We start from the raw sequence: 22097 nt of genomic DNA, 5'->3' as shown, positions 1-22097 counted from the left end.
TTAGCGCTTTTTAGAAACCCGGAAGCGCGTAACTTGCGTTTGTAAATCGGCTGCAAGTTGCGCCAATTCCTGACTGGATTGCGCGCACTGATTGGCGCCAGTAACGACTTCTCGCACGCTATCAGACATACCATTCACGTTCTTGGTTATGTCATTGGCAACCGTAGACTGCTCTTCAGTAGCGGTAGAAATCTGAATATTCATATCCGTTACTGTACTGATTGCGGTGCTTACGCCTTCAAATGACTCACCTGCCTGACGGGCCAGTTCGGCACTTTCGTTGGCCTGCTCTGACGACACTTTCATGGCTTCCATAGCTTCGCGGGCACCGCGCAATAAGCGCTCGGTGGTAGCCTGAATGGTTTCAGTAGATTTTTTCGTGTTTGCGGCCAAACTACGTACTTCATCGGCAACTACCGCAAAGCCACGCCCCTGCTCACCGGCACGCGCGGCCTCAATGGCTGCGTTCAGTGCCAACAGATTGGTTTGCTCGGCAATGCTCTGAATTACATTCACCACATCGCTGATTTCCTGGGTGCGATCGTTCAGAATTTGCAGGCGCTCACTGGTGCCTGTTACCGACAATTGCAAATCTTCCATTGCCTGAATGTTGTCAGCAACTTTTTCGCGACCACGGCGTGCTTCGCCATTGGCTTCATCGGCCGACTGCGAGGCTTGCTGAGCATTTCCGGCTACCTCTTGAATGGCCGACGCCATTTCGGTAACCGCTGTGGCTATCATGGTGGTCTGGTTTTCCTGATCGACCGCTATATTGCTAACTTCTTCACTGACCGAACTGAGTTCCTGCGACGCTGCCGAGAGCTGGTCCGAGGCATCATTCAAGTTCTGAATAACGTCTTCGAACTGGGTCATCATTCGGTTGAAACTCACATTTACGAAGGTCAGCTCGTCTTTACCGGATTCATCCAGACGGCGGCTTAAGTCAGATTCGTCCGCAATTTCGCCGATGGCGGTTTCCATCTCTACGAGCGGACGAATAATACTTCGGCTAATTAATACGTTAAGCAGCACCACAATAAGCAAAACAAGCACCGCAACCACTACAAATAAAGTATTCAAATTTTTACTGGCGGTTGCCATTTGCGTATTAAGACGCTGGCTGAGGTCGGCTAAATTGGTTTCGCTATCGTGCACAGCAGCACGCATTTCGCCATAAGTGCCACTCTTCGGATCAAGGCCGATAAAAACACGCTCATCTACATACGCATTGAAAGCATCCTGATAATCTTCAAGCGCGCCAACTACGCCAGCATCGCTTGCTGCATCCAACCATGCATTGGCATCATTATTAAAGCGCTGCTGATAGGTTAAATCCTGACGCATGATGAAATCTTTTTCGTGCCGACGCAGCGTTAACAAGCGCACACGTTGTTCGTCGCTGTTTACTTCATCTTCAAGCGCATAGGCACGCTTGCGCATGGTGCCCTGCAAACCTAGTTCTTGGGTAAGACCGGAACGAGTAGTTGCAGCAACAACGGCCTCAAAGCGATCACGATAAGTATCAATATTGTCGTCAAACTTCTCGATCAGGTCGATACGCATGCCGTGACGTACTAAAACTTGCTGTAATTCGGCGCTTTCCTGCAACAGGCTCTTCGCATTATTTTCGAAAGTGTTGAGGTATTTCGGGTCCTGTCGCATCAAGAAGTCTTTCTCGTTACGACGCAGTGTGAGCATGCTACTGCTAAGCGCTTCGGTTAACACCTGCCCACGTGCCAGCGAATCTTTCTGAGCATTCTGATATAGCCCGAGCAGCAATAGCGCCACAATACCAACGGCAAGTACTGCAGTACTTAGTATCAGGCGTTGTTTGATCTTTAGGTTGCGCATGCTCATAGCTAACTCCGGTCCGGAAACTTTCAAGGCGGCGATTATAGAGAATAACTAATACGGATTCTGTTGATAATTGGTTGCTTTTTAGTCTTTTGGTACAGACAACACTTCCTACTGGGGGTTACCCAAATCAACAATTAACGAATCGTTAGCTTAGCAGTTCTTTACAGAAGTGCCGCTTTACTCAGCCCCTGCCGGTGGCTTTAATTTCACAGCATCGCCTGTTTCCAGCGAGTCTAAAATAGAACAGGCCTTGGCACTCACTGGCCCACCGCAGCAGGCATCCGAGAGACGCTCTAACGAACTGTAGAAACCTTTTAGCCGAGTAATTTGCGCTTCAATCTCCGCCATTTTTTCATCGACTTTGGATTTTACGTGTTCACAGCTCCAGGCCGAGCGATTGTCTTCTATCTGCAAAAGCTCGCGCACTTGCTCCAGACTAAAACCGACATTTTTTGCCCGCAAAATGAACCCAAGCCGCTCACTGTCGCCTGCAGTATAAATTCGGTATCCGGCGTATGACCGGGCTCTTGGCTGTATCAAACCTTTCTTTTCGTAGAAACGAGCGGTATCAACGCTAATGCCATGCAACTTAACCAATTCGCCTATTTTCATCGTTTTACCTATTGGTTTTTCCATCAAGATTGGCACTAGTATAAACTCTGGAGTAAAGACTAGGGTAAAGCAGTTTTCGCATAAACCATAAGTAATTAATTTATTTGGAACTTATCTGGAAATAACGCTCTAAAAATAACGCTAAGCCAAGAACAAATACTCATGACTCATAAACTTATACTCGCCGTTTTTTTGTTGTTACCGCATACCGGCCTAACCGCCGAACCCGAAATCACTCGCGACGACGGCTCGGCGGTTGAGTACTACCTGGATAATCCTGACTCGGACAGTTTGCTGGTTGTTTTTCACGGATCTGACTGTAACAGCGTTCGTCATAGCAACTCGATTAAGCAAATATGGCAGACGCTTCAACATGATGCTGCGCTGCTCACCATTGAAAAATACGGTATTGATGAATCATTAGCGCATAAAACCGGCGAACGAGACGACTGCCCCGCCGACTACCTGCAGCATAACTCTATAACCCAACGCGTTGCAGATGCTGAGCTCGTGCTACAGAAAATAATGAAAAGTGATAAATACGACTTTCAGAATTTGGTGATGACTGGCGGCAGCGAAGGCGGATCTGTGGCGCTTGCGGTTGCCGCTAAAATACCGAAACTTGACGCCGTGATCGCGATTAATGCCGGCTCCGCAAGCTTTCAGCACGATGTTGAATACAGTATTGGAAAAACCGTTCCTGCCGAGCAACTGCCCGATGTTTTGGCAGGTTTTCGGGGCTTCGCTGAGCAAATAAAAACAACTGATGAGCCTTTTGCTATGACTATGAGTGGTCACGGCTACAGCTTCTGGAAAGACGCTCTGGGGCGAAACCTACACGCTCCCCTCAACCATATTTCGGCGCCTGTACTCATTATGCAATCGGCTAATGATGAGAGTGTGGATCCGGTTAACACCGAGCACGAAATTAAGACCATTATTGCAACAGGCGCCTCAAATATTGAGCTACGCATGCTACCGGGTCTTAACCATGGCTTTCGTGACAGCGCCGGAGACTCTCAGTTAGAAGCTGTTCTTGAAGAGGCCGCCCAGTGGCTTACAAATCAACCCCAAATCGCCCCCCTCCCTTGAAAAACAGTCTCACACCCTCATGCACTATAGGTACACGAGTTGTAACCATTAACGGAGGGCATAATGTCTGAAGTAAAAGGAAAAGTAGTCATTATTACCGGCGCCAGCAGTGGTCTGGGTGAAGCATCCGCAAAAATGTTGGCAGCGAAAGGTGCCAAGCTGGTGCTGGGTGCGCGTCGCGAAGAGCGTTTGAAAAAACTGGTTGATGAGATTAAACAAAGCGGCGGCGAAGCCATTTACAAAACCGTTGACGTAACCAAGCGTGATCAGGTTGAAGCGCTTGCCAAAGCTGCCCGCGACGAATTCGGTCGTATTGACGTGCTGGTAAACAATGCCGGCCTAATGCCACTTGCACCACTGGACGAATTAAAAGTAGACGAGTGGGACCAGATGATAGACGTGAATATTAAAGGTGTAATGTATGGTGTGGGCGCAGTGCTACCAACCATGCGTGAACAGCACAGCGGTCACGTTATTAATCTGTCATCCGTTGCCGGTCATGTGGTATTTCCGGGAGCGACGGTTTACTGCGCGACTAAGTTTGCAGTGAAAGCTATTAGCGAGGGTATTCGCCAGGAGTCAAATGGCGAAATTCGCGCTACCAATATTTCACCGGGCGCGGTAGCCACCGAACTGACTGATCATATTAGTCACAAAGATTCGAAAGAGATGGCTGACGATCTGTACAACGATGCGATCGACTCGAATGCCATTGCCCGTGCTATTACCTTTGCCATTGAGCAGCCGGGTGAAGTTGATGTGAATGAGATGATTATTCGCCCAACTAAGCAAGAATTGTAATTTCAAGTAATGTAGCCCGTGGCGCCCGCCACGGGTTAATTTTCACCTACCAAACGCAACTGAATACCTAACTTTTGCTGTTGCCTTACTTCAGCCTCTAAATCGCTAACCAACATAGGGTTTTCCCACCCTTCCGCGGTTAAATACAGCAGCAATAAATCACCTTTCACCTGCAGTTGGTCTAACAGTAGCGATGGCTGTCGATCGGTGTTAAATAATACCGCCAGACGCAGCAGCCCAACCAGCCGATTCACGTCGTGCCCTTCGAATAAATGCAACGTAGGAAGGCGATCAGATCGGATTCGCTTACGAAAACTCCGCACCAAAGTCGCCAGTAGCAGTTGCTCTTCTTTACTAAAGCCCGGCATGTCGGCGTTTTGCACAATATAACCCGAGTGATTTTGAATGCCCGTGGAATTAATGTGCAAACCAACTTCATGCAACTGCGCTGCCCATTGCAAGCGTTGCTCCCAATCTTTGGCATCCAGCTTCCACTGTTTGGCCACCTGACTCAGCATTAACATAGCAGTTTTCGCAACCGTATCCGCATGGCTGTTATCAATGCGATAGCGTGCTGCCATAGCTTCCACCGTGCGCTGGCGTACATCCTGATGCCCAATCACCCGATCGGTTAACTCGTACAGCACACCTTCGCGCAGGGCCGCGTCATGAACTTCTAGTGACTTAACTTCAAGCTCTTCCATTAACGCAATCAGAATGGCAAGCCCGGCTGGCAATATGGCTTTGCGCTCTGGCTCAATGCCAAGGGCTTCGAAGGTAGCAATGTGTTTATGCTGCAACAACTCTTGCCGACATTTGTACGCCTGCTCCAGCGTCACTTGGCCGGATGCCGACTGGTCGCGCAATTGCATCCACTTGCTAATGGCTTTAATCATGCCCGAAGTGCCAATCACCCGCTGGGCAGCAAACTTACGAACATTCGCCGCAATAGGTTCCAACTCACTACGAGCGGCAACCAGTGCTTTTTTAAACCGCTTTTCGGTTACTTCGCCAGCAGCAAAATAACGTTCGGTAAAGCTTACCGAGCCCATTGATCGAGAACTTAGTAGGTCAGGTTCGAATTCATGTCCGGTAATCACTTCGGTGCTGCCGCCACCTATATCAAACACCATGCGTTTGCCCTGATAAGGGCTGGTTTGGGCGACTCCTTTATAAATCAGCCGCGCTTCTTCATGACCGGAAATGATATTAATAGTGAAAGGAAACACTTCAGCCGCTCGAGCCAGAAACACGTCGGCATTATTTGCCTCGCGTAACGTGTGGGTAGCTACCACTTGTACATGCTCCGGAAGAAAACCATCCAGCCGCTGCGCACAAAGTGCAAGCGCATCCAAACCTCGTTGCATGGCGTCTTTGGTGAGTTTCTTCTTTTTATTCAAACCACCCGCCAGCTGCACCTTTTGCTTAAATTGCAGCAGGGGTTGCAGATGTCTGTCTATTACTCGGGCGGTAACTAAGTGGAAGCTGTTTGAACCTATATCTAGTGCCGCAAAATGCTCTTCTTTCATCGTTACGGCTCCGTGCTGCCAGGCTCATTAGCTTTCATGTTGCGCGCTTTTAAATAGTCATAAATAGCGAGTTGTGAGCGAACTTTTTTCTTGTTGCCGCGTTTTTTATAGTGATTACTCTGAGATGCATCTATCACGCGCGCTTTGGTGTTATCGCGCCAATGTATTTCTAAAATCGACTTAATTTGTTCTTTCAATTCAAGACCAAAAATGGGGCAGGTAAGCTCCACCCGCTCTTCAATATTGCGGGTCATTATGTCGGCCGATGAAATGAATATACGCTCATCACCACCATTGTAAAAACAGAAAACGCGCGAATGCTCCAAAAAGCGATCGACAATGCTAATCACTTCAATGTTTTCGCTCAAACCTTTAATGCCAGCTTGGAGCGCGCACATGCCACGCACAATAACGCGTATTTTCACGCCGTGCTGTGAGGCCTCGTACAGCTGTTCAATAATAGCGTCATCAACCAGATTATTTACTTTTAAAAACACTTCGGCGCGCTGACCATGTTTCGCGTTTTTCACTTCAGTTAGCAGCATTTTCCCGAATTTATGCCGCGTATTCACTGGCGACACCCACACGTGCTTGAAGTGAAAGTGGCGGTATGGCGCTTCCAAAAACTCGAATACTTTTTCAACGTCCTCACCAATCTCCTGGTTGGAGGTTAACAAGCTAATATCGGTGTACTGTTGCGCGGTTTTCTCATTAAAGTTGCCGGTACCCACATGAGTATAACGACGCACCACGCCTTCTTCTTTGCGCTTAATCAGAATGAGTTTCGAGTGAACTTTCAGGCCTTTAATACCAAACAGCACGTGAATACCTTCCTGAGTCATCCGCTTGGCCCACTCAATATTCGCCTCTTCGTCAAAGCGCGCCTGTAACTCCACCATCACAGTTACTTTTTTGCCGTTGTTCACGGCTTCAATTAACGAGTGCACAATGCGTGAATGCGGCGCAACCCGGTATATACATATCTGAATACTCTGCACCAGCGGATCGTAGGCCGCCTGGCGTACTAATTCAGTGACATGCGCAAACTTATGGTAGGGGTAATTCAGCAGAATGTCGGCTTTGGTTAAAGCGTCAAACACATTCCTGTGATTCACCAAATAAGGGTGCTCCAACGGCGTAAGCGCCGGATTCACCAGTGACTTGTGGCCCCAGTTTTCAAACTTTACGAAGTCGCGGGTATTACGATAGCGCCCGCCGGCCACTAACGAGTCATGGCTGGTTAACTCAAATTTATCATGCAAAAAATACAGCATAGCGCGTGGCATACTGCTGTCGTACACCAATCGCACAGGTTCGGCTTCAAAGCGCTGTCGAATACCTTCTTCCATTTGTTCCAGCACACTTTGATCAATGTCATGCAGCAGACTGTAATCGGCGTCACGAGTTAGCTTAAACGAAAAGGCGCGCAGCGAATCAAAGGGTACTATGCCTTCATAGAGTTCGTTCAAACATAAGCAAATCACGTTATCCAGCAAAATCACCCGCTTGTTACGCTTGGTGTTTTTAAACGGCAGCTTAATAAAACGGGATAATTCGTCGCGTGGTACTTCCAACGCTGAATAGCTTATTTCGCCATTGTGAACTATTTCCACACACAGGTAGGTGGCGTCTTCATTAACAGCCTTAATCAAGTCAGTGGTAGCGGTAATTTGCAGTGGAACTATGTAGCGCTTAATTTTTTCGTGGAAAAACTTGGTTAACCAGGCGCGTTCTTCGTCGGTGGTTTGCAGCTCATCAATCACTCGTATGTTCTTGCGCAGTAAAGCCCTTAACACCTCCCGATAAGTGTTATCAAACTGCTCTTGCTGGCTTAGCACTTTTTGCTGAATAGCGGCCATAAGCTGCTCGGCTTCAGCATGTTCGGCCGTGGTTTGTGCATAGAAAATACGGCGACGAACATCAGCCACACGGACACGGAAGAACTCATCCATGTTGCTTGAAAAAATACCCAGAAAGCGCATGCGCTCAATAACCGGAACCGTTTTGTCTGCTGCTTCTTGCAGCACGCGTTCGTTAAACGCCAGCCAACTAAGTTCCTTCGGAAAAAATCTCATAGCCCCTCCACGACTTTTCAGGGCACTACTGTACTTGAGCACAGCGTGAGTATTATGACGTTTATGTTACATAACACCGCAGCAATCCACTTTCGTGATTATGTACGTATAAATTCGATAAGAAATGTAATGAATCGTAAAAAGCTATCAACGCAGTCGAATAAACCCGCTTTTTATACTATGGCGGCAGATCTATACTCGATTCATATTCAAAAGAAGTAAAAATAAGGAGTTCACTACATGAGTAATGACAACACTTCGGGTAAATGCCCAGTGATGCACGGCACCAACACGTCGGCATCTGACAACGTGATGGCATGGTGGCCAAAATCACTTAATTTCGATTTGCTGCACCAGCACGACAACAAAACAAATCCACTAGGCGAAGATTTTAACTACGCCGAAGAATTCAAAAAACTCGACCTTGAAGCCGTAAAAACCGACTTAAAAGCTTTAATGACAGACAGTCAGGACTGGTGGCCAGCCGATTGGGGTCACTACGGTGGACTGATGATTCGCTTAGCCTGGCACGCCGCTGGTAGTTATCGCGTGGCCGACGGCCGTGGTGGTGCCGGTACCGGTAACCAACGTTTTGCGCCGCTAAATAGCTGGCCAGATAACGCTAACCTGGATAAAGCACGCCGGTTACTGTGGCCAATTAAGAAAAAATACGGCAACAAACTCTCCTGGGCTGATCTTATGATTCTGGCCGGTAACATGGCGTACGAGTCAATGGGCTTTAAAACCTTTGGTTTTGCCGGTGGCCGTGAAGACATCTGGCATCCGGAGAAAGACATTAACTGGGGTCCGGAAGAAGAGTGGCTGGCAACCAGTGATAAAGAAAATAGCCGCTACTCCGGCGAGCGTGATCTGGAAAATCCGTTAGCCGCGGTAATGATGGGCTTGATTTATGTGAACCCAGAAGGCGTTGACGGAAACCCTGACCCGCAAAAAACCGCTCACGATGTGCGTGAAACATTCAAACGAATGGCGATGAACGACGAAGAAACCTGCGCATTAACAGCCGGTGGTCACACTGTGGGTAAATGCCACGGTAACGGTAAAGAAGAAGATTTGGGCCCCGAACCTGAAGCTGCTGAACTTGAAGAGCAAGGTTTTGGTTGGAACAACCGCAAAACCAGCGGCGTAGGCGGTGAAGCTGTAACCAGTGGCCTTGAAGGTGCCTGGACAACCAATCCGACACAATGGGACAACGGCTACTTCCACTTATTGTTGAACTACGAGTGGGAATCGAAGAAGAGCCCTGCTGGCAAGTGGCAGTGGGAACCCATCAACATTAAAGAAGAAGATATGCCGGTAGATTCTGCCGACCCAAGCATTCGTCGTAATCCAATTATGACAGATGCCGACATGGCCATGAAAGTGGACCCTGAGTACCGTAAAATTTCAGAGAAGTTTTACAACAATCCGGAGTACTTCGAAGAAGTCTTTGCACGTGCATGGTTCAAACTAACGCACCGTGACTTAGGTCCGAAAGCGCGTTACTTAGGTCCGGATGTGCCAAGTGAAGATTTACTGTGGCAGGATCCGATTCCAACCGTTGATTACACGCTTTCTGACAGCGAAATTAGTGAGCTGAAAGCCAAAATTCTGGCAACTGATTTAACTGTTGCTGAGCTGGTAGCAACCGCATGGGACAGCGCTCGTACGTTCCGTGGATCAGACTTCCGTGGTGGTGCCAATGGCGGTCGTATTCGCCTGGAGCCACACAAAAACTGGCACGCCAATGAGCCTGAGCGTCTGCAAAAAGTGCTGAGTGTGTTGGAAGATGTACAAAGCGGATTATCGAAGAAAGTCAGTATTGCTGACTTAATCGTTTTAGGCGGCAGCGCAGCAATTGAAAAAGCAGCGAAAGATGGCGGCGTTAATGTCACTGTGCCATTCGCGGCAGGCCGTGGCGATGCCACCGCCGAGCAAACTGACGTGGAAGGCTTCGAACCACTGGAACCGATACACGATGCATTCCGTAACTATTTAAAGCACGACTTTAAGGCGAAACCGGAAGAGTTGATGCTCGATAAAGCGCAGCTACTTGGTTTAACGGCGCCGGAAATGACCGTGCTGTTAGGTGGTATGCGTATGCTGGGAACTAACTTCGGTGGCAGTAAGCATGGTGTGTTCACCGATCGCGAAGGGGTATTAACGAATGACTTTTTCGTAAACCTGACCGACATGAACTTCCAGTGGAAGCCAACCGGTAAAAACTCGTACGAAATTGTTGAGCGCAACACCGGTAACGTGCGCTTCACAGCAACTCGGGTTGACTTGGTATTTGGTTCAAACTCTATCTTGCGCTCTTACGCTGAAGTGTATGCGCAAGACGACAGCAAAGAGAAGTTTGTGAAGGATTTTGTGAAAGTCTGGACCAAAGTGATGAACGCTGACCGGTTTGATTTGAACTAATAACAATAGGTTCGAAACTAGAAGTCACCTGCATGCAGGTGGCTTTTTTATTTTGCACATGTCACAAAAGCTTAAATGAACTGTCAACGCGCGTTCACTAAAGCAACGGAGTATTGACGAAACCCACAGTGGGAGACCGTGATGCCCCAAGCTCGTCTGAATGCCCGAACCTTGTTTATTTCTGATGTACATCTTGGCTCGAAGGACTGCAAAGCCGAGTTCCTACTACACCTACTCAAACGTGTTGATGTTGAACGACTCTACTTAGTTGGCGATATCGTCGACTTTTGGGCTATGAAACGGCAACTCTTCTGGCCTACCCTGCACCATCAAGTTATTCAGCAGATACTTGGCATGGCGCGCAATGGTGTTGAGGTTATTTACATTCCCGGCAATCATGACGAAGTGATGCGCAAGTATCGTCACCCCGACGTGGCCAGTATTCGCATTCAACGTCAGGCCATTCACACCACGGCGGCAAATAAGCGGTTACTGATCATGCACGGCGATGCGTTTGATGCGGAAACCTGCCACAGCAAATTGCTTTCCTTTGTAGGCGACCACTTATATGATTTTCTGCTGTGGCTGAATCGACAAACCAACCGGGTGCGGAACCTGTTTGGCCACAATTATTGGTCGCTGGCGGCTTACATAAAAAGCCAAATTGGGAAAGCCGAAGAAGTGATTGGTCACTACCGCGCCGCAGCGCTGCGTGAAACGAATAAACGCGGCTTAGACGGTATTATTTGCGGTCACATTCATCACCCAGAATTAGTAGAATCAGATGATCTGATCTACGCCAACACAGGTGACTGGGTGGAGAACTGCAGCGCGCTATTCGAGAACCATGACGGCCAGCTGTCGTTAATGAAGTACACCTGCACAGAAGCACGCCCTGCCGTACTGGCGTTTGGTCGAGACTACATTGAGACTAGCAAGCGGCGTGCCTCATAATTAGCTTGCACGCAGCTTGTGACCAGCTTCAGCAAGGTTTTACTGGTAAAGCCAGGTTAGCCGCACGCCCATAACCGTAGCACTCTGAAAACGCTGCACATCGCCGGTAAGCTGTAAGCTCGGCATTAAATTATAGCGCAGGAATAACTCGTAGTGATTAGTATCACTTCGGGTTGAGCCCGGTAGCTTAGACGATTCAAAAGTGCGACCAAAAGCAACGCCGGTGGTTAACTTATCCCACTGGTAACGGTAGGCGATACTGGCGAATTTAGCTGCCTGACTGGTATCCGCGTTAGCGGCGCCCACACGAACATTTACAGCATGCTGCCCACGAGCGTATTCGGCCAGCGCATAAGCCCCGTAATTGGTCAGGCCGTCTTCCGTCATATCCAAACTTTGATGATCCGCAGTATTTAGCCAGGCGCCAGCACGAAACAGCCACTCGTTTGCTTGCCAACTGGCCGATGTAATACCAAACATCCCTTTGCCATCAGCAGATAGCCGGGCTAACTCTGAATATGAACGCTCTGGGTTATCAGCTAAGCCATTTGAGCTGGCAATGGCTGACCGCCATTCAAGGTTGCTCGATAACTTAGAGTTATGAACAACGCCTAAGGTGTAATCCGGAAATTCGATGGTGATATTTCGGGCAAACGAAGAACCAAGAAACTGTGTGGTCTCGTCGCTGGCTATCTGGCTTTGATCAAAAAGCCCCGAAAGGTCAATTAAGCCAAGAGATACACTCTGCCGATTACGAAAAGAATGGGTATAGTATAATTCTGACAGCTGGATACGGCCATTGTTGTTCTTATCAAGTGCGGACCCTGCGTCTTCATTTACCTCAGGATAAACCGAAGACACCCCGTCTGATGTTGGAGCACTGCTTGCCTCCACGTGAGCCAGCCACTCACCAGAGCCAAGTTGTCGCGTGATCACCAGGTCGCCTGAGGCGCTAAACTCAGTTTCAGCATTTATTTCGTTTGTGCTTTGGTGAATAAGCACTGCGTTACCGTTAAGGTTCCAGTCAGCGCTTCCGGCAACAGCATGCCCAGCAGCGGTTGCTAGAACAATTCCAAAAATAGCTTTGATTAATGGCATTGCGATATCGTCCATCATCTTTGAAATATGGCTGTTTCTATTGATAGTCCTAAATTGAATTACGTTTAAAGCGCCAAAATCGATTATCGAATCTTTTCAGAGTCGACATTTGAATAAAAAAAAGCCCTCACAAAGAGGGCTTTTTACTTTCCAGGGAGTGTATTACTTAAAACGTGTACTTAACGCCGGCAAAGAAGCGGCGGCCAACCAAGTCATACAAGGCATTACCTGTATAGCCTGGAGGAGTTTTATCGAACACGTTACGGATACCTGCGTTTACGCTAAAGTTATCGCTTACATTGTAGTTAGCTGACAAATCATGCGTTACCAGAGAACCGATGTAGTTAGGTGATACGTTTTCATATGACTCTAACCGTGGTGTTACATCAAACAATGCAGAACGGTCGATATAACGCGCTGACCAGTTCGTGCTTAGGTTGTCTAATGCATAGGTTACCGACAAGCGAGCTTGCCATTCAGGGTCACCTACTTCACCGCGTTCATCATTGTTCAAATCAGGCTGGTCTTGGAATTCAAACGATTCCAATTCAAGCAAGTGATTGATGAACAAGTTGGTTTGCAATACGCCAGGCAGGTCGAAACGCACCAAGTCGGTGCGATAGTTGATATCAACTTCAACACCTCGGGTATTCAACGCTGCCGCGTTTAAATAGCCAGACTGTACTAAAGAAATATCGTTGCTTTGGGGATCACGAGTAACTTGTGTACAGAAGGTATCTGACGGGCCGCCTTCAGAGTCCACACAGTTGTCAACAACAGTTTGTGCAGCAATAAAGGTGATCGCGTCCGAGATCTCGATGTCATACAAATCCGCAGTAATTGAGAAATTTTCAATGAATGATGGTGTATAAACCACACCAAAGGTCATTGAATCCGATTCTTCAGCGGTCAGATTTGGGTTACCCCCAGAAATCAGATCAACACTCACGTTATCATTTGCCTGGAAGCCCTCGGGAATGCCCAAGGCTGCACAGTTTGATGCGCGATTAGGATTCTGATTAATGTTATCGGCGTCACATGGATCCGATACATTTGCGAATCCAGGCGATTGCGGACTAAAGGCCTCGGTGATGTTTGGCGCACGAACAGCTTTGCCTAAAGTACCGCGAAAACGAATGTCATCAACTGGGGCATAAACAACACCAACTTTCCATGCATCTGCTTTACCTGCATGAGAATAATCAGCTTTGCGGAATGCAGCATCAACACTCAGCTCTTTCGCGAAAGCAACATCAGCAAGAAGCGGTACATTTACCTCAACGAAGGCTTCGCTTACGTCGTAATCCGCATATTCATTTGGAGTTGCGGCGTTAGCAGTTAAACCACGACGGGTAAATTCGTCAGTAATGGTTTCAGACGTTTCTTCGCGATATTCAAAACCGAAAGCCACGTCAATATAACCAGCAGGAAGTTCTAGAAAACCGCGTGTATCGGTAACAAACGAAGCTCCAACGTACTCCTGAGTAATGGTGTCGCTGCGCGTAACGTCCGCCGATACGTAGTCAATAGCGTCTTGTGAAGCTTGACCAAAACCGAACGGATTGTAAGGCACACAGTTTTGTGGGTTCACGCTAGCTTGCGATGGATCTGCACAAACGGCATCTCCGGTTTCAGGATCAATCTCTGAGTTAACCGCCGCAACAAAGTTACCAGGAACTATCGAATTAAGTGTTTTACGAGTGTTCGACGTCTCTCCGTACGAGTAATACAGGTCGTAATCTAGCAGCGTAGAACCGATATCCAATGCGCCTTTCACACCAGAAACAACACGAAATGTTTGACGTTTGTTATCAGCAGTACGATTACCCCATTCGTCAAAAAACTTAGCCATACTGACTGTTGACTGACCGTTGTCCAGCAACTCCTGCCGCAACTGTTCGTCAATAAATGCGTTATTTTCTACGTCGATAGAGATGTTTCCGAAACGAAATGACGGTTGAAATTGCTGTTCGATATCTGCACGCGAGTATTTGAAGTCGCCATACAGTTCAGCTGAATCGTTAATACGGAAGTTCAGCGTAGAACCAACAGTTTCACGACGCAGCTCTGGTTGATAGTTAACGTAGTCTTGTCCAAAGAAGCAAGTATCGCAGCCATCCGGGAAACTACCGAATGCAAAGCTATTATCTAAATCGCGAGTTTGCTGTAAGACTGGATCACCGTTAGCACCAAAGGTGTAACGCGGACCACCACCGAACGGGTTAATAACACCGAAACGGTTAATCATTTCTGAACCAACGTTTTTCGCGTATATCCGATCAGGAATACCATCTAAACGACCAGTATCTTCTGGGTTTAAAACTGTTCCCCAGCGTTCAAATTGGCGAATGTCGTTTTCAAGAGTTTCTTGTAAACGAGTTTGCGTCATAAAAAACGTTGCGTTACCACGACCATTCAAAAAGTCGCCGCCACCAAGAATAGTAAATTGATGTGCTTTAGCGCCAACACCTTCAGTAGAACCTGAACCTGTTACGCTTAATTCCAAACCTTCGTAATCGTCTTTCAAAATAACGTTTACAACGCCTGATACCGCGTCTGAACCGTAGATAGCCGAAGCGCCGCCGGTAACTACTTCAACACGCTTAATCATGCTGGAAGGAATACTTGATAAGTCGACCTGAGCCGAGCCTGGCTCGCCGGCAACATGACGTTTGCCGTTAATGAGTACCAACGTACGAGCTGCACCAAGACGACGTAAATCAGCAGAGCTCACGCCTGCGCTGGCACCGGATTCGCGGTTACCGATTACCGTGTCAGTTGCGCCAATGGCTGGCAATTCGGCTAGCATTGAACCTAAATCAGGTGTACCAAAACGTTCGATTTCTTCTTCACCGATAACCAGTAAAGGTGCGGCTTGCGATAGCTCAGGCCGTGCAATCCGAGAACCGGTAACCTGAACACGTTCGACGCGTTCTTGGTCGTCTGCGCCTTCTTGCTGTTGATCTTGCGCAGATGCAGGTACAGCGAACAATGCTGAGCTAACACCAGCGAAGAGAATCGTTCGGATGGAACGAGTCAATACTGACTGTTTGTGCATGGGGAACTCCCTGAGTTTTTATTATTTTTTAAGTTGTATGATTATTGCGAAATGTAACTATATGTAACAGTTCAATACAGCCCGATCATTAGACCGCGCAGAAGAAGAACAACACAACTTAAATACATTTGCAATAAATTTGTAACCAAGCGTTACCAGTAAGTTGTATATATAAGAAAATATAAACGTTTCGTCATGGCGAATGCGACTTGATTCATTAAGGAAAGCACTAATAAATAGACGGTTATGTTTAATTGCCTGACTCTGCCGACCTAACATAGGGTAAAGGTCCGCACAGGAATTTAAGCTATCTGAGCGGGGTAATCACAACAGACTTACTATTAGGCTAATCAGGGCTCTAACAAACCACTCTTCGCCGCAAAATGAATTAGTTCGACAGTATTTGCTACTTCCAACTTCTTCAATACCTTGCCGCGGTGATTTTCGGCTGTTTTCGGTGACATTGCGAGCAAGGCCGCTATTTCCCGCGTCGACCGACCAGCAACCACTAGAAAAAACACCTCCCGCTCACGACGTGTCAATCTATCTAATTGCGCGCCGGAAAGTTTATTAACGTTATGTGTCGATACCTTGTTAGTCGACCTCTCATCACTAACTGGAAAGAATGTTTTGCCATTCCATACGCGCAAAATAGCATCGGTCAGTTCTTCGGTCGTGGCATCTTTGAAAACATAACCGCGTGCACCTCCTCGGCGAATCGCATCAATGTACTCTTGGTCGCTGTGCATGCTAAGGGCTAAAACCTTCATCTGCGGTCGCTGCTGAAGTATCTTTTCAAGCGCCACAAAACCATTCATTTTGGGCATGGATATATCCATTAAAATCACATCGGCTGGAACGCTTAATGCGGCACGGTATAATTCATTTCCATCCGCACACTCACACTCTACAGTGAATTGACCTGTAGCCTCTAAAGACTGAGCAATCGCGTGCCGCACCAAGGTATGGTCATCAGCCAGAATCAATTTGATCATAATAGGTCAGAAGCCATGGGCATTTCCTTGTACTGATAAGGAAGGCTGATAGATATCTGGCACCCATTACCAGGTGAACTACTGATTGTAAAATGAGCCCCAAACGCCTCGCAGCGATCTCGCATGCTCTGTAAGCCTAGTCCTTCAGTCTCTTTACCCACAACAAAGCCTTTGCCATTATCAAGCATATCTAGCCGCAAGCTGTCGGACGCGTACATCAGATAAATTGAAAATCGCTGAGCTCGCGCATGTTTAACCGTATTCACCATGGCTTCCTGAATAATTCGAAAAAGAAATATTTGGAGATCCATATCAATGTTAGATGGTATATCCAACTCGGTTTCACAGGCGACTCCGGCTGGTTGGAGCATCTGTCGATTAAGCCATGAGATAGCCGCCGCTATACCCAGATCGGTTAAAACGGTTGGGTGCATCAATCTGGATAGCGAACGGATACTCTCCACCGCAGCACTAGCGGTGTGGTACAAACTCTCTAATTCGTTATTTGTTTTAGCAGCCTGCCCCAGTTGGGTTTTTAAACCGGTTAATAACTGGCCCACCCCATCATGAAGCTCGCGTGATAACTTAGCCCGCTCATGCTCCTGTTGCAGCCAAAGGCGACGAGCCAAAGTCTGCAAGGTAGTTTGCTCCAGTCGCAATTGCTCACGCAGAGCTTCTTGCTGCGTGCGCAACTGTTTAACTAGTTCAAGAACATCAGCGGGAGCTGACAAATTTTTCATAGGCTTGTCGTTGCTCATCATTCATCCGACTATAAAAGCGTTGCAATGAGCTTGATGCACGTTTTTTTGTATCATCATAAGATAGCTCCGAGAAGTACTCATAATTACGCCAATATTGAGGGTAACGCTCTAATTGTGTCAGCAGACTTTGCTCTGCACTGGTTGAATCTTGCCCAGACAGATATGCCATATACGCCTCGTACATGGCAGGACTAACAATCTGCTCCAGCCGCGCCCAAACTCCGTTATTTTCTGGAAAGTCAAAGCGACTTACCAAATCTGAGAAAATTTTTGCTTCCGTAATACGTGACAGCGGTTGCTCGAGAACTTTTCCAATGAATGCTACTGCCTCACCGTAAGCTTCGGCCCTATCTGAAGCTAAACTTTTTCTAATTAGCAGCCACTCATAATAAACTCTCTGTTCCCTATTAAAGTCAGTTACTAATTTATCAAGTTCGCTTAAGTGGTTATTAAATTTTTCCATTTGATGCAAGTTAGCCGCGATTTCTGCAGCCCAAAGTAAACTCTCAGTTACCGCTCGGTTATCCGTAATCTGCTTCGCTATGGCAATAGCTGTCGAAATGTTTTCCGCAGCAACATTCGCTCGGCTTTGCGCAAAGTTCAACTTACTTAATTGAAGGTAGGTCGCAAACTCTGCTTCGCGACTCAAATCGTTGTCAGACAAAATTTCAGAAAGCAGTTGCTCCGCTTGCTGAAATTGCCCACGTATTACCAACAATTGAGCAAGGTTAGTCTGAGTGCTGTGTAGTACTGCGACTTCTTCCATGTCCTTTAAAACGTCTACCGCTTGTCGCCAATACACTTCTGCTAAGCTGAAGTCACCCAACAGAAAATGAATAAACGCAACATGGTTAATACTCTGACTCTGCAGGTAGCTTTCACCAACTTGCAGTCGTATATCAAGTGCTGTTTTATAATATCGGAGCGCTTCCTGATAAAACCCTTGCTCTTCCATCAATAAACCACGCTCATTTTCGATGTGCGCCAATCCCAAGCGGTCGTTTAATCCCACAGCCACCTGTTGCGCTTCATTCAGGCTCTTATCTGCGGCCAGATAATTACCCTCAATAGCCTGAGCAGTGGCTAAATTGGACAAGGTCGTTACTCGTTCTGCCGGTGCCAAATCTGCCGTTCGATATACCAACGACTGCGAAAAATAGTCGGCAGCGGCGCTAAACTCAGCGAGTCGTAAATGCGCAACACCAAACGCATTTAGTACAAGACCTTGGCCTTCCACATCCTCGCTCTGACGAAACTTTACCAGTGCCTGCAGCAGTTCATTATTCAATGCAGGGCGAATATCACCTTGTATAATTTTAATTTTCGCTAACTCAAACCACCACATAGCTTGACTCGGATCGCCTGCTACTGCTTGCTCATAAAATTTCTTTGCATCTGTCAAATCATTCGTGGCGAATGCTAACGCCCCTCGCTCTGCTAACAAGTCAGGTCTATTTGGATAGCTTTTCATTAACCTATCTAAAACTTGCTTTGCCTGTTCAAAGTTGCCTTTATTTGCAGCAAGCAATGCTTCGCCTCGGAGCACCCAAAATACACTTACCTTTCTTTCTTTAAGTTGAGCAAGAAGTTGCTCCGCTTTTTCTTTATTATCTTGCGCGAGAGCCTGATCGATAGACTGAAATAGGGAAGCTACTGATTCATCATACTCAAGAGGTTCCAAATCTTGATCCAACTGACTCATGATTATTTCTATAAAAAATTCCGGTAGTGTCGATAATTTATAGTTAGCCAAATCAAATTGAGTATTTACCAGAACACGGTCACCCGGGGATTCGGTAATTAGAAGATGAATGAAATTACTTCCGTCAAGTTGACGACGGCTCAGAACAAGTAATAGCTGACTATTAACTAGTTTAGCTAAACGTTCACGGTCACCTGACGAGTCACTTGGTACTATCGCAAGGTTATTCTGAATCCTTTGTACCTGACTCAGCTCTAACGCGTAAATACTCGGTTGTATCTGCAAGGACAACTGGGTCATTTCAGCAATATCAACCAACTCAGCGTCGTTAAATTCGGTACTAATAGCAATGACTGTGGTCGCACTATCCGCTGCTCCATCCGCAGTTTCGTCGCCATACCACTGCAAACTTAGTAGCCCAACGATTATGACAAGCACTACCCCGATAAAACCAATCACAAGGTTCGAAATCGAGCTTCGCCTTGCTTCGAGTAAGTCTTTACAAGCAGCTATAGATAGCCGTTGATATGGCGCCGGATGTTGCAAGCCAATAGCAATATGCTGACGCCGTCGTCGCCAACTTGAGAGTCGACTGGGTGTCTTGTCGCCACTCATGGCATTTAACATAGCATCAAGGACCTTGCCGGCAGCATAACGGTCACTGGCCGCTGAAACGCTACCGGACTCTTTCACTTCAGGTGCCAAAAACTCATTTGTACCCGCTGTTTGGATGGGTTCTGCTAAATGTTTACCAATCCCAAAATCGACGAGGACTAATTCATCGTCAGCGGTAATCATAATATTGGCTGGTTTGACATCCCCATGCACAATATCGGCTTCGTGACAAACCTGCAGTGCATCAAGAAGCTGCTTAACCCAATAGTCAATCTGCTCCGGTTTTATGCCTTGTTCCAATGCAGCAGCCAGAGAGTTACCCGAAACTAACGCCATGGTGAAAAAAACATAGTCGCTGGTTTGATAAAATTCGTAGATTCGAACGATATTAGGATGGCTCAGTTGTCGTGCGAGCAGAACCTCATTGCGTAAGCTATCGATTTCCGATTGTGCTAGCTGATGACCAGTTGAAACGATTTTTAATGCTACTTCCGTCGCCAATACCTGGTCGTAAGCGCGATACACTTGTGCCTGTCCGCCGTGCCCTAGTAACTCAGTTATTTTGAACCGTTCAGCCAACAACGTGCCTTTTGCAAGAAACGAACCTCCTTGCAATGATTGAGTAACAGTGTTCATAGGTGTTGATCGCGAGTCGTCCTGAACCATGCCCAGTTTACTCCATAAAGACACAACATAGGATGCCTACAACCTAGCACAAGATAACGTGAGGTATGAGTTTTTTAGAATATTAGCCGTAGTGTCTGTGCAGACGGTGTTCAAGCTGGTCGAATTGCTCATCGATACTTCTCAAGGCTAAATGAAGAGACAATTGCCGTGCATAGGCCTGTAAAAGATCGATATCCTGCTGAGTAAAACGATGATGATCACGCAGGCTGTCCGCGTAAAAAACAGCTATCACCTGACCCGCTTGAATGACCGGGCAAGCTATTGCCGCTTTTATTCGATGCCGTTGAACACTGGGTTGATACTTTAAATGATGATGGGTTTGAGCATTATTAGCGGCAACGGGAGCAGCCGTTTTTACCGCCTGCTTGATTAGCGTTGTAGAGCCATCGAAAGCCTCATCCATAAGCCACTGAGGATAACCTCTGCAAGCAAGAATAGAAGCGTTTGAATCAAGAAAAATGAGTGCCGCCCGGTCGCTGCCGAGCAACGCGTTGGCGGTCTGTTGCGCGCTACCTAGCATACCTTCTATAGACTTCTCGTTCGCACACTGAATCAGTGCCGATTGCACTCTTTTGCGAAGCCAGGCAGCATGATTTATATCGGTCGTTAACTCAACATGGCTGATAGGGGTTAGCTGCAAATCCAACGAGCCAAGGGTTAGCACCATAGGTGTATCAAGCTGGAATCGATTCCCTCGCTGCCCATTTAGACATATACCATTGGTGCTATTTAGGTCATTAATTTGCCAATGCACGCCATCAAAACGAACATGAGCGTGACACCGCGATACATCCGCATGATCTAAAATAACGTCACACTTTGAATCGCGGCCGAATAAATAGTCTCTTTGTTCGAACAAGGTGACCTTAGGTACAAAGCGGTCACGAAACAAAATTTGACAGCTGATCGGCATAATTCACTAGCCTAATTAATTCGCAAGCTATAGCGAAGTGTCTGGGTCAAACTAAGCAAACGTCCTCGAACATTAATTACGTCATCAGATGAACGCCAAACATCCGGATACAAAGTGCCGTTGTCTGACTCCAGTACATGAATGAGCTCATTGAGTGCTGTCATCGCTTGTGGATGCTGACCTTGGTCTAAAGCACTTGACAGCTCTTGCACTAAATCAACCAGTTGAGTTTCTGCATCAAAGCTCAGTTGTTGTCTTACCGCGTTGGTAAAGTTTTCTAATTGCGAAACTTTATCACTGATAACGTCTAGGTTATCGCGTAAATCCACCAAGATAAGAAAGTCCGAAAACTGACCCGTACTCCCGCGAACACGATAACTTCCGGATCCTGTCATTAAAGTAATATCCTGGAAGGTTTCATCGCCATGTGCGTGAAAAAGGCGCAATGGTGTGCCTTGGGTATAATGCAAACTCTTTGTGTACAACTCGATAGTCGCGGCGCCACTAAAAGCAAATCCCTTGGTTGGGTCAGGCTCAACAGAAATCAGCACTGGAAATGCAGCTGGTAAACTCGTTAACAGACTCGTCGGTAAACGGTTGACCACTCGGGGATCTGTCAAACTGACCAATTCCGCATCAATACTGAAATTTTGTGGCGTTAATCCCACCGCTTTCTCAAAGCCAACGGAAAAATCTAAACTTACCGTTGACGATAAATCGATCTCGGCATTCACCGAGTTTGCAGCCTGGTTAAAGTTAACATCAACCGATAAAGCTTTCGCTGAAGCTGGCAGCAGTAAAGCTGTTAAAAATATAAGGCGTAAAAGCGTCATTATTGAGCCTCCATATGTAGAAACATTTTGAAACATTTTGTAAATAAGTTACTCCTTACTGTACAAAATGTCACCCCTTGAAAATAAAGGG

15 protein-coding genes are annotated in these 22097 nt (G+C 47.0%); 4 read left to right on the top strand and 11 right to left on the bottom strand.

All coding sequences use genetic code 11. The annotated features are described in order from the left end of the window. Together CCE91_RS00930 and zntR are read right to left on the bottom strand one after the other, a co-directional pair. A complete protein-coding gene (locus CCE91_RS00930) occupies positions 1 to 1857 on the bottom strand; it encodes a methyl-accepting chemotaxis protein (RefSeq protein WP_086433387.1) in 1857 nt (618 codons plus the stop codon). 177 nt (positions 1858 to 2034) lie between these two features. Next, positions 2035 to 2469 (bottom strand): Zn(2+)-responsive transcriptional regulator, encoded by a 435-nt coding sequence (gene zntR / locus CCE91_RS00925; protein WP_086433386.1) that lies wholly within the window; start codon positions 2467 to 2469, stop codon positions 2035 to 2037. A 162-nt stretch (positions 2470 to 2631) separates the two neighbouring features. Here zntR and CCE91_RS00920 point away from each other — a divergent pair, with 162 nt between their 5' ends. Further along, complete coding sequence (locus CCE91_RS00920; protein WP_086433385.1) at positions 2632 to 3561, top strand: alpha/beta hydrolase family protein; 930 nt, start codon at positions 2632 to 2634, stop codon at positions 3559 to 3561. A gap of 63 nt (positions 3562 to 3624) precedes the next feature. Next, entirely contained in the window at positions 3625 to 4362 is a 738-nt protein-coding gene (locus tag CCE91_RS00915; RefSeq protein WP_086433384.1) for an SDR family oxidoreductase, read from the top strand. Between the two features lie 35 nt (positions 4363 to 4397). Here CCE91_RS00915 and CCE91_RS00910 read toward each other — a convergent pair whose 3' ends face one another. Together CCE91_RS00910 and ppk1 are read right to left on the bottom strand one after the other, a co-directional pair. Next, positions 4398 to 5891, bottom strand: a complete 1494-nt coding sequence (locus tag CCE91_RS00910) for a Ppx/GppA phosphatase family protein (RefSeq protein WP_086433383.1) — start codon at positions 5889 to 5891, stop codon at positions 4398 to 4400. Positions 5892 to 5893: 2 nt separating this feature from the next. Next, entirely contained in the window at positions 5894 to 7966 is a 2073-nt protein-coding gene (ppk1, locus tag CCE91_RS00905) for a polyphosphate kinase 1 (RefSeq protein ID WP_086433382.1), read from the bottom strand. 240 nt (positions 7967 to 8206) lie between these two features. Between ppk1 and katG the strand changes: the two genes are divergently transcribed. Then, a complete protein-coding gene (gene katG, locus CCE91_RS00900) occupies positions 8207 to 10390 on the top strand; it encodes a catalase/peroxidase HPI (RefSeq protein ID WP_086433381.1) in 2184 nt (727 codons plus the stop codon). A gap of 141 nt (positions 10391 to 10531) precedes the next feature. Beyond that, positions 10532 to 11344, top strand: a complete 813-nt coding sequence (locus tag CCE91_RS00895; protein ID WP_086433380.1) for a UDP-2,3-diacylglucosamine diphosphatase — start codon at positions 10532 to 10534, stop codon at positions 11342 to 11344. Between the two features lie 39 nt (positions 11345 to 11383). On the opposite strand, the gene CCE91_RS00890 is transcribed toward CCE91_RS00895, so the two are convergent. From CCE91_RS00890 to CCE91_RS00860, 7 genes are all read right to left on the bottom strand, one after another. Then, positions 11384 to 12442: a carbohydrate porin gene (locus CCE91_RS00890; RefSeq protein WP_157984154.1), complete on the bottom strand. Its 1059-nt coding sequence runs from the start codon at positions 12440 to 12442 to the stop codon at positions 11384 to 11386. Between the two features lie 166 nt (positions 12443 to 12608). Then, positions 12609 to 15500: a TonB-dependent receptor domain-containing protein gene (locus CCE91_RS00885; RefSeq protein ID WP_086433378.1), complete on the bottom strand. Its 2892-nt coding sequence runs from the start codon at positions 15498 to 15500 to the stop codon at positions 12609 to 12611. 350 nt (positions 15501 to 15850) lie between these two features. Beyond that, positions 15851 to 16495 (bottom strand): response regulator, encoded by a 645-nt coding sequence (locus CCE91_RS00880; RefSeq protein WP_126797194.1) that lies wholly within the window; start codon positions 16493 to 16495, stop codon positions 15851 to 15853. After that, positions 16492 to 17235 (bottom strand): sensor histidine kinase, encoded by a 744-nt coding sequence (locus tag CCE91_RS00875; protein WP_157984155.1) that lies wholly within the window; start codon positions 17233 to 17235, stop codon positions 16492 to 16494. The genes CCE91_RS00880 and CCE91_RS00875 overlap by 4 nt, the downstream gene beginning before the upstream one ends. After that, on the bottom strand, positions 17210 to 20239 hold the full coding sequence (locus CCE91_RS00870; protein WP_086433375.1) for a serine/threonine-protein kinase: 3030 nt from the start codon (positions 20237 to 20239) through the stop codon (positions 17210 to 17212). Before CCE91_RS00870 ends, CCE91_RS00875 begins: the two co-directional genes overlap by 26 nt. A gap of 82 nt (positions 20240 to 20321) precedes the next feature. Further along, positions 20322 to 21173: a GAF domain-containing protein gene (locus CCE91_RS00865; protein ID WP_086433374.1), complete on the bottom strand. Its 852-nt coding sequence runs from the start codon at positions 21171 to 21173 to the stop codon at positions 20322 to 20324. A gap of 11 nt (positions 21174 to 21184) precedes the next feature. After that, positions 21185 to 22006 (bottom strand): DUF6689 family protein, encoded by an 822-nt coding sequence (locus CCE91_RS00860; protein WP_086433373.1) that lies wholly within the window; start codon positions 22004 to 22006, stop codon positions 21185 to 21187. Positions 22007 to 22097 lie beyond the last annotated feature (91 nt).

The sequence above is a fragment of the Pseudidiomarina planktonica genome (assembly GCF_900177775.1).
Taxonomy (GTDB): Bacteria; Pseudomonadota; Gammaproteobacteria; order Enterobacterales; family Alteromonadaceae; genus Pseudidiomarina; species Pseudidiomarina planktonica.
This window is presented reverse-complemented; position numbering and strand designations above follow the sequence as displayed.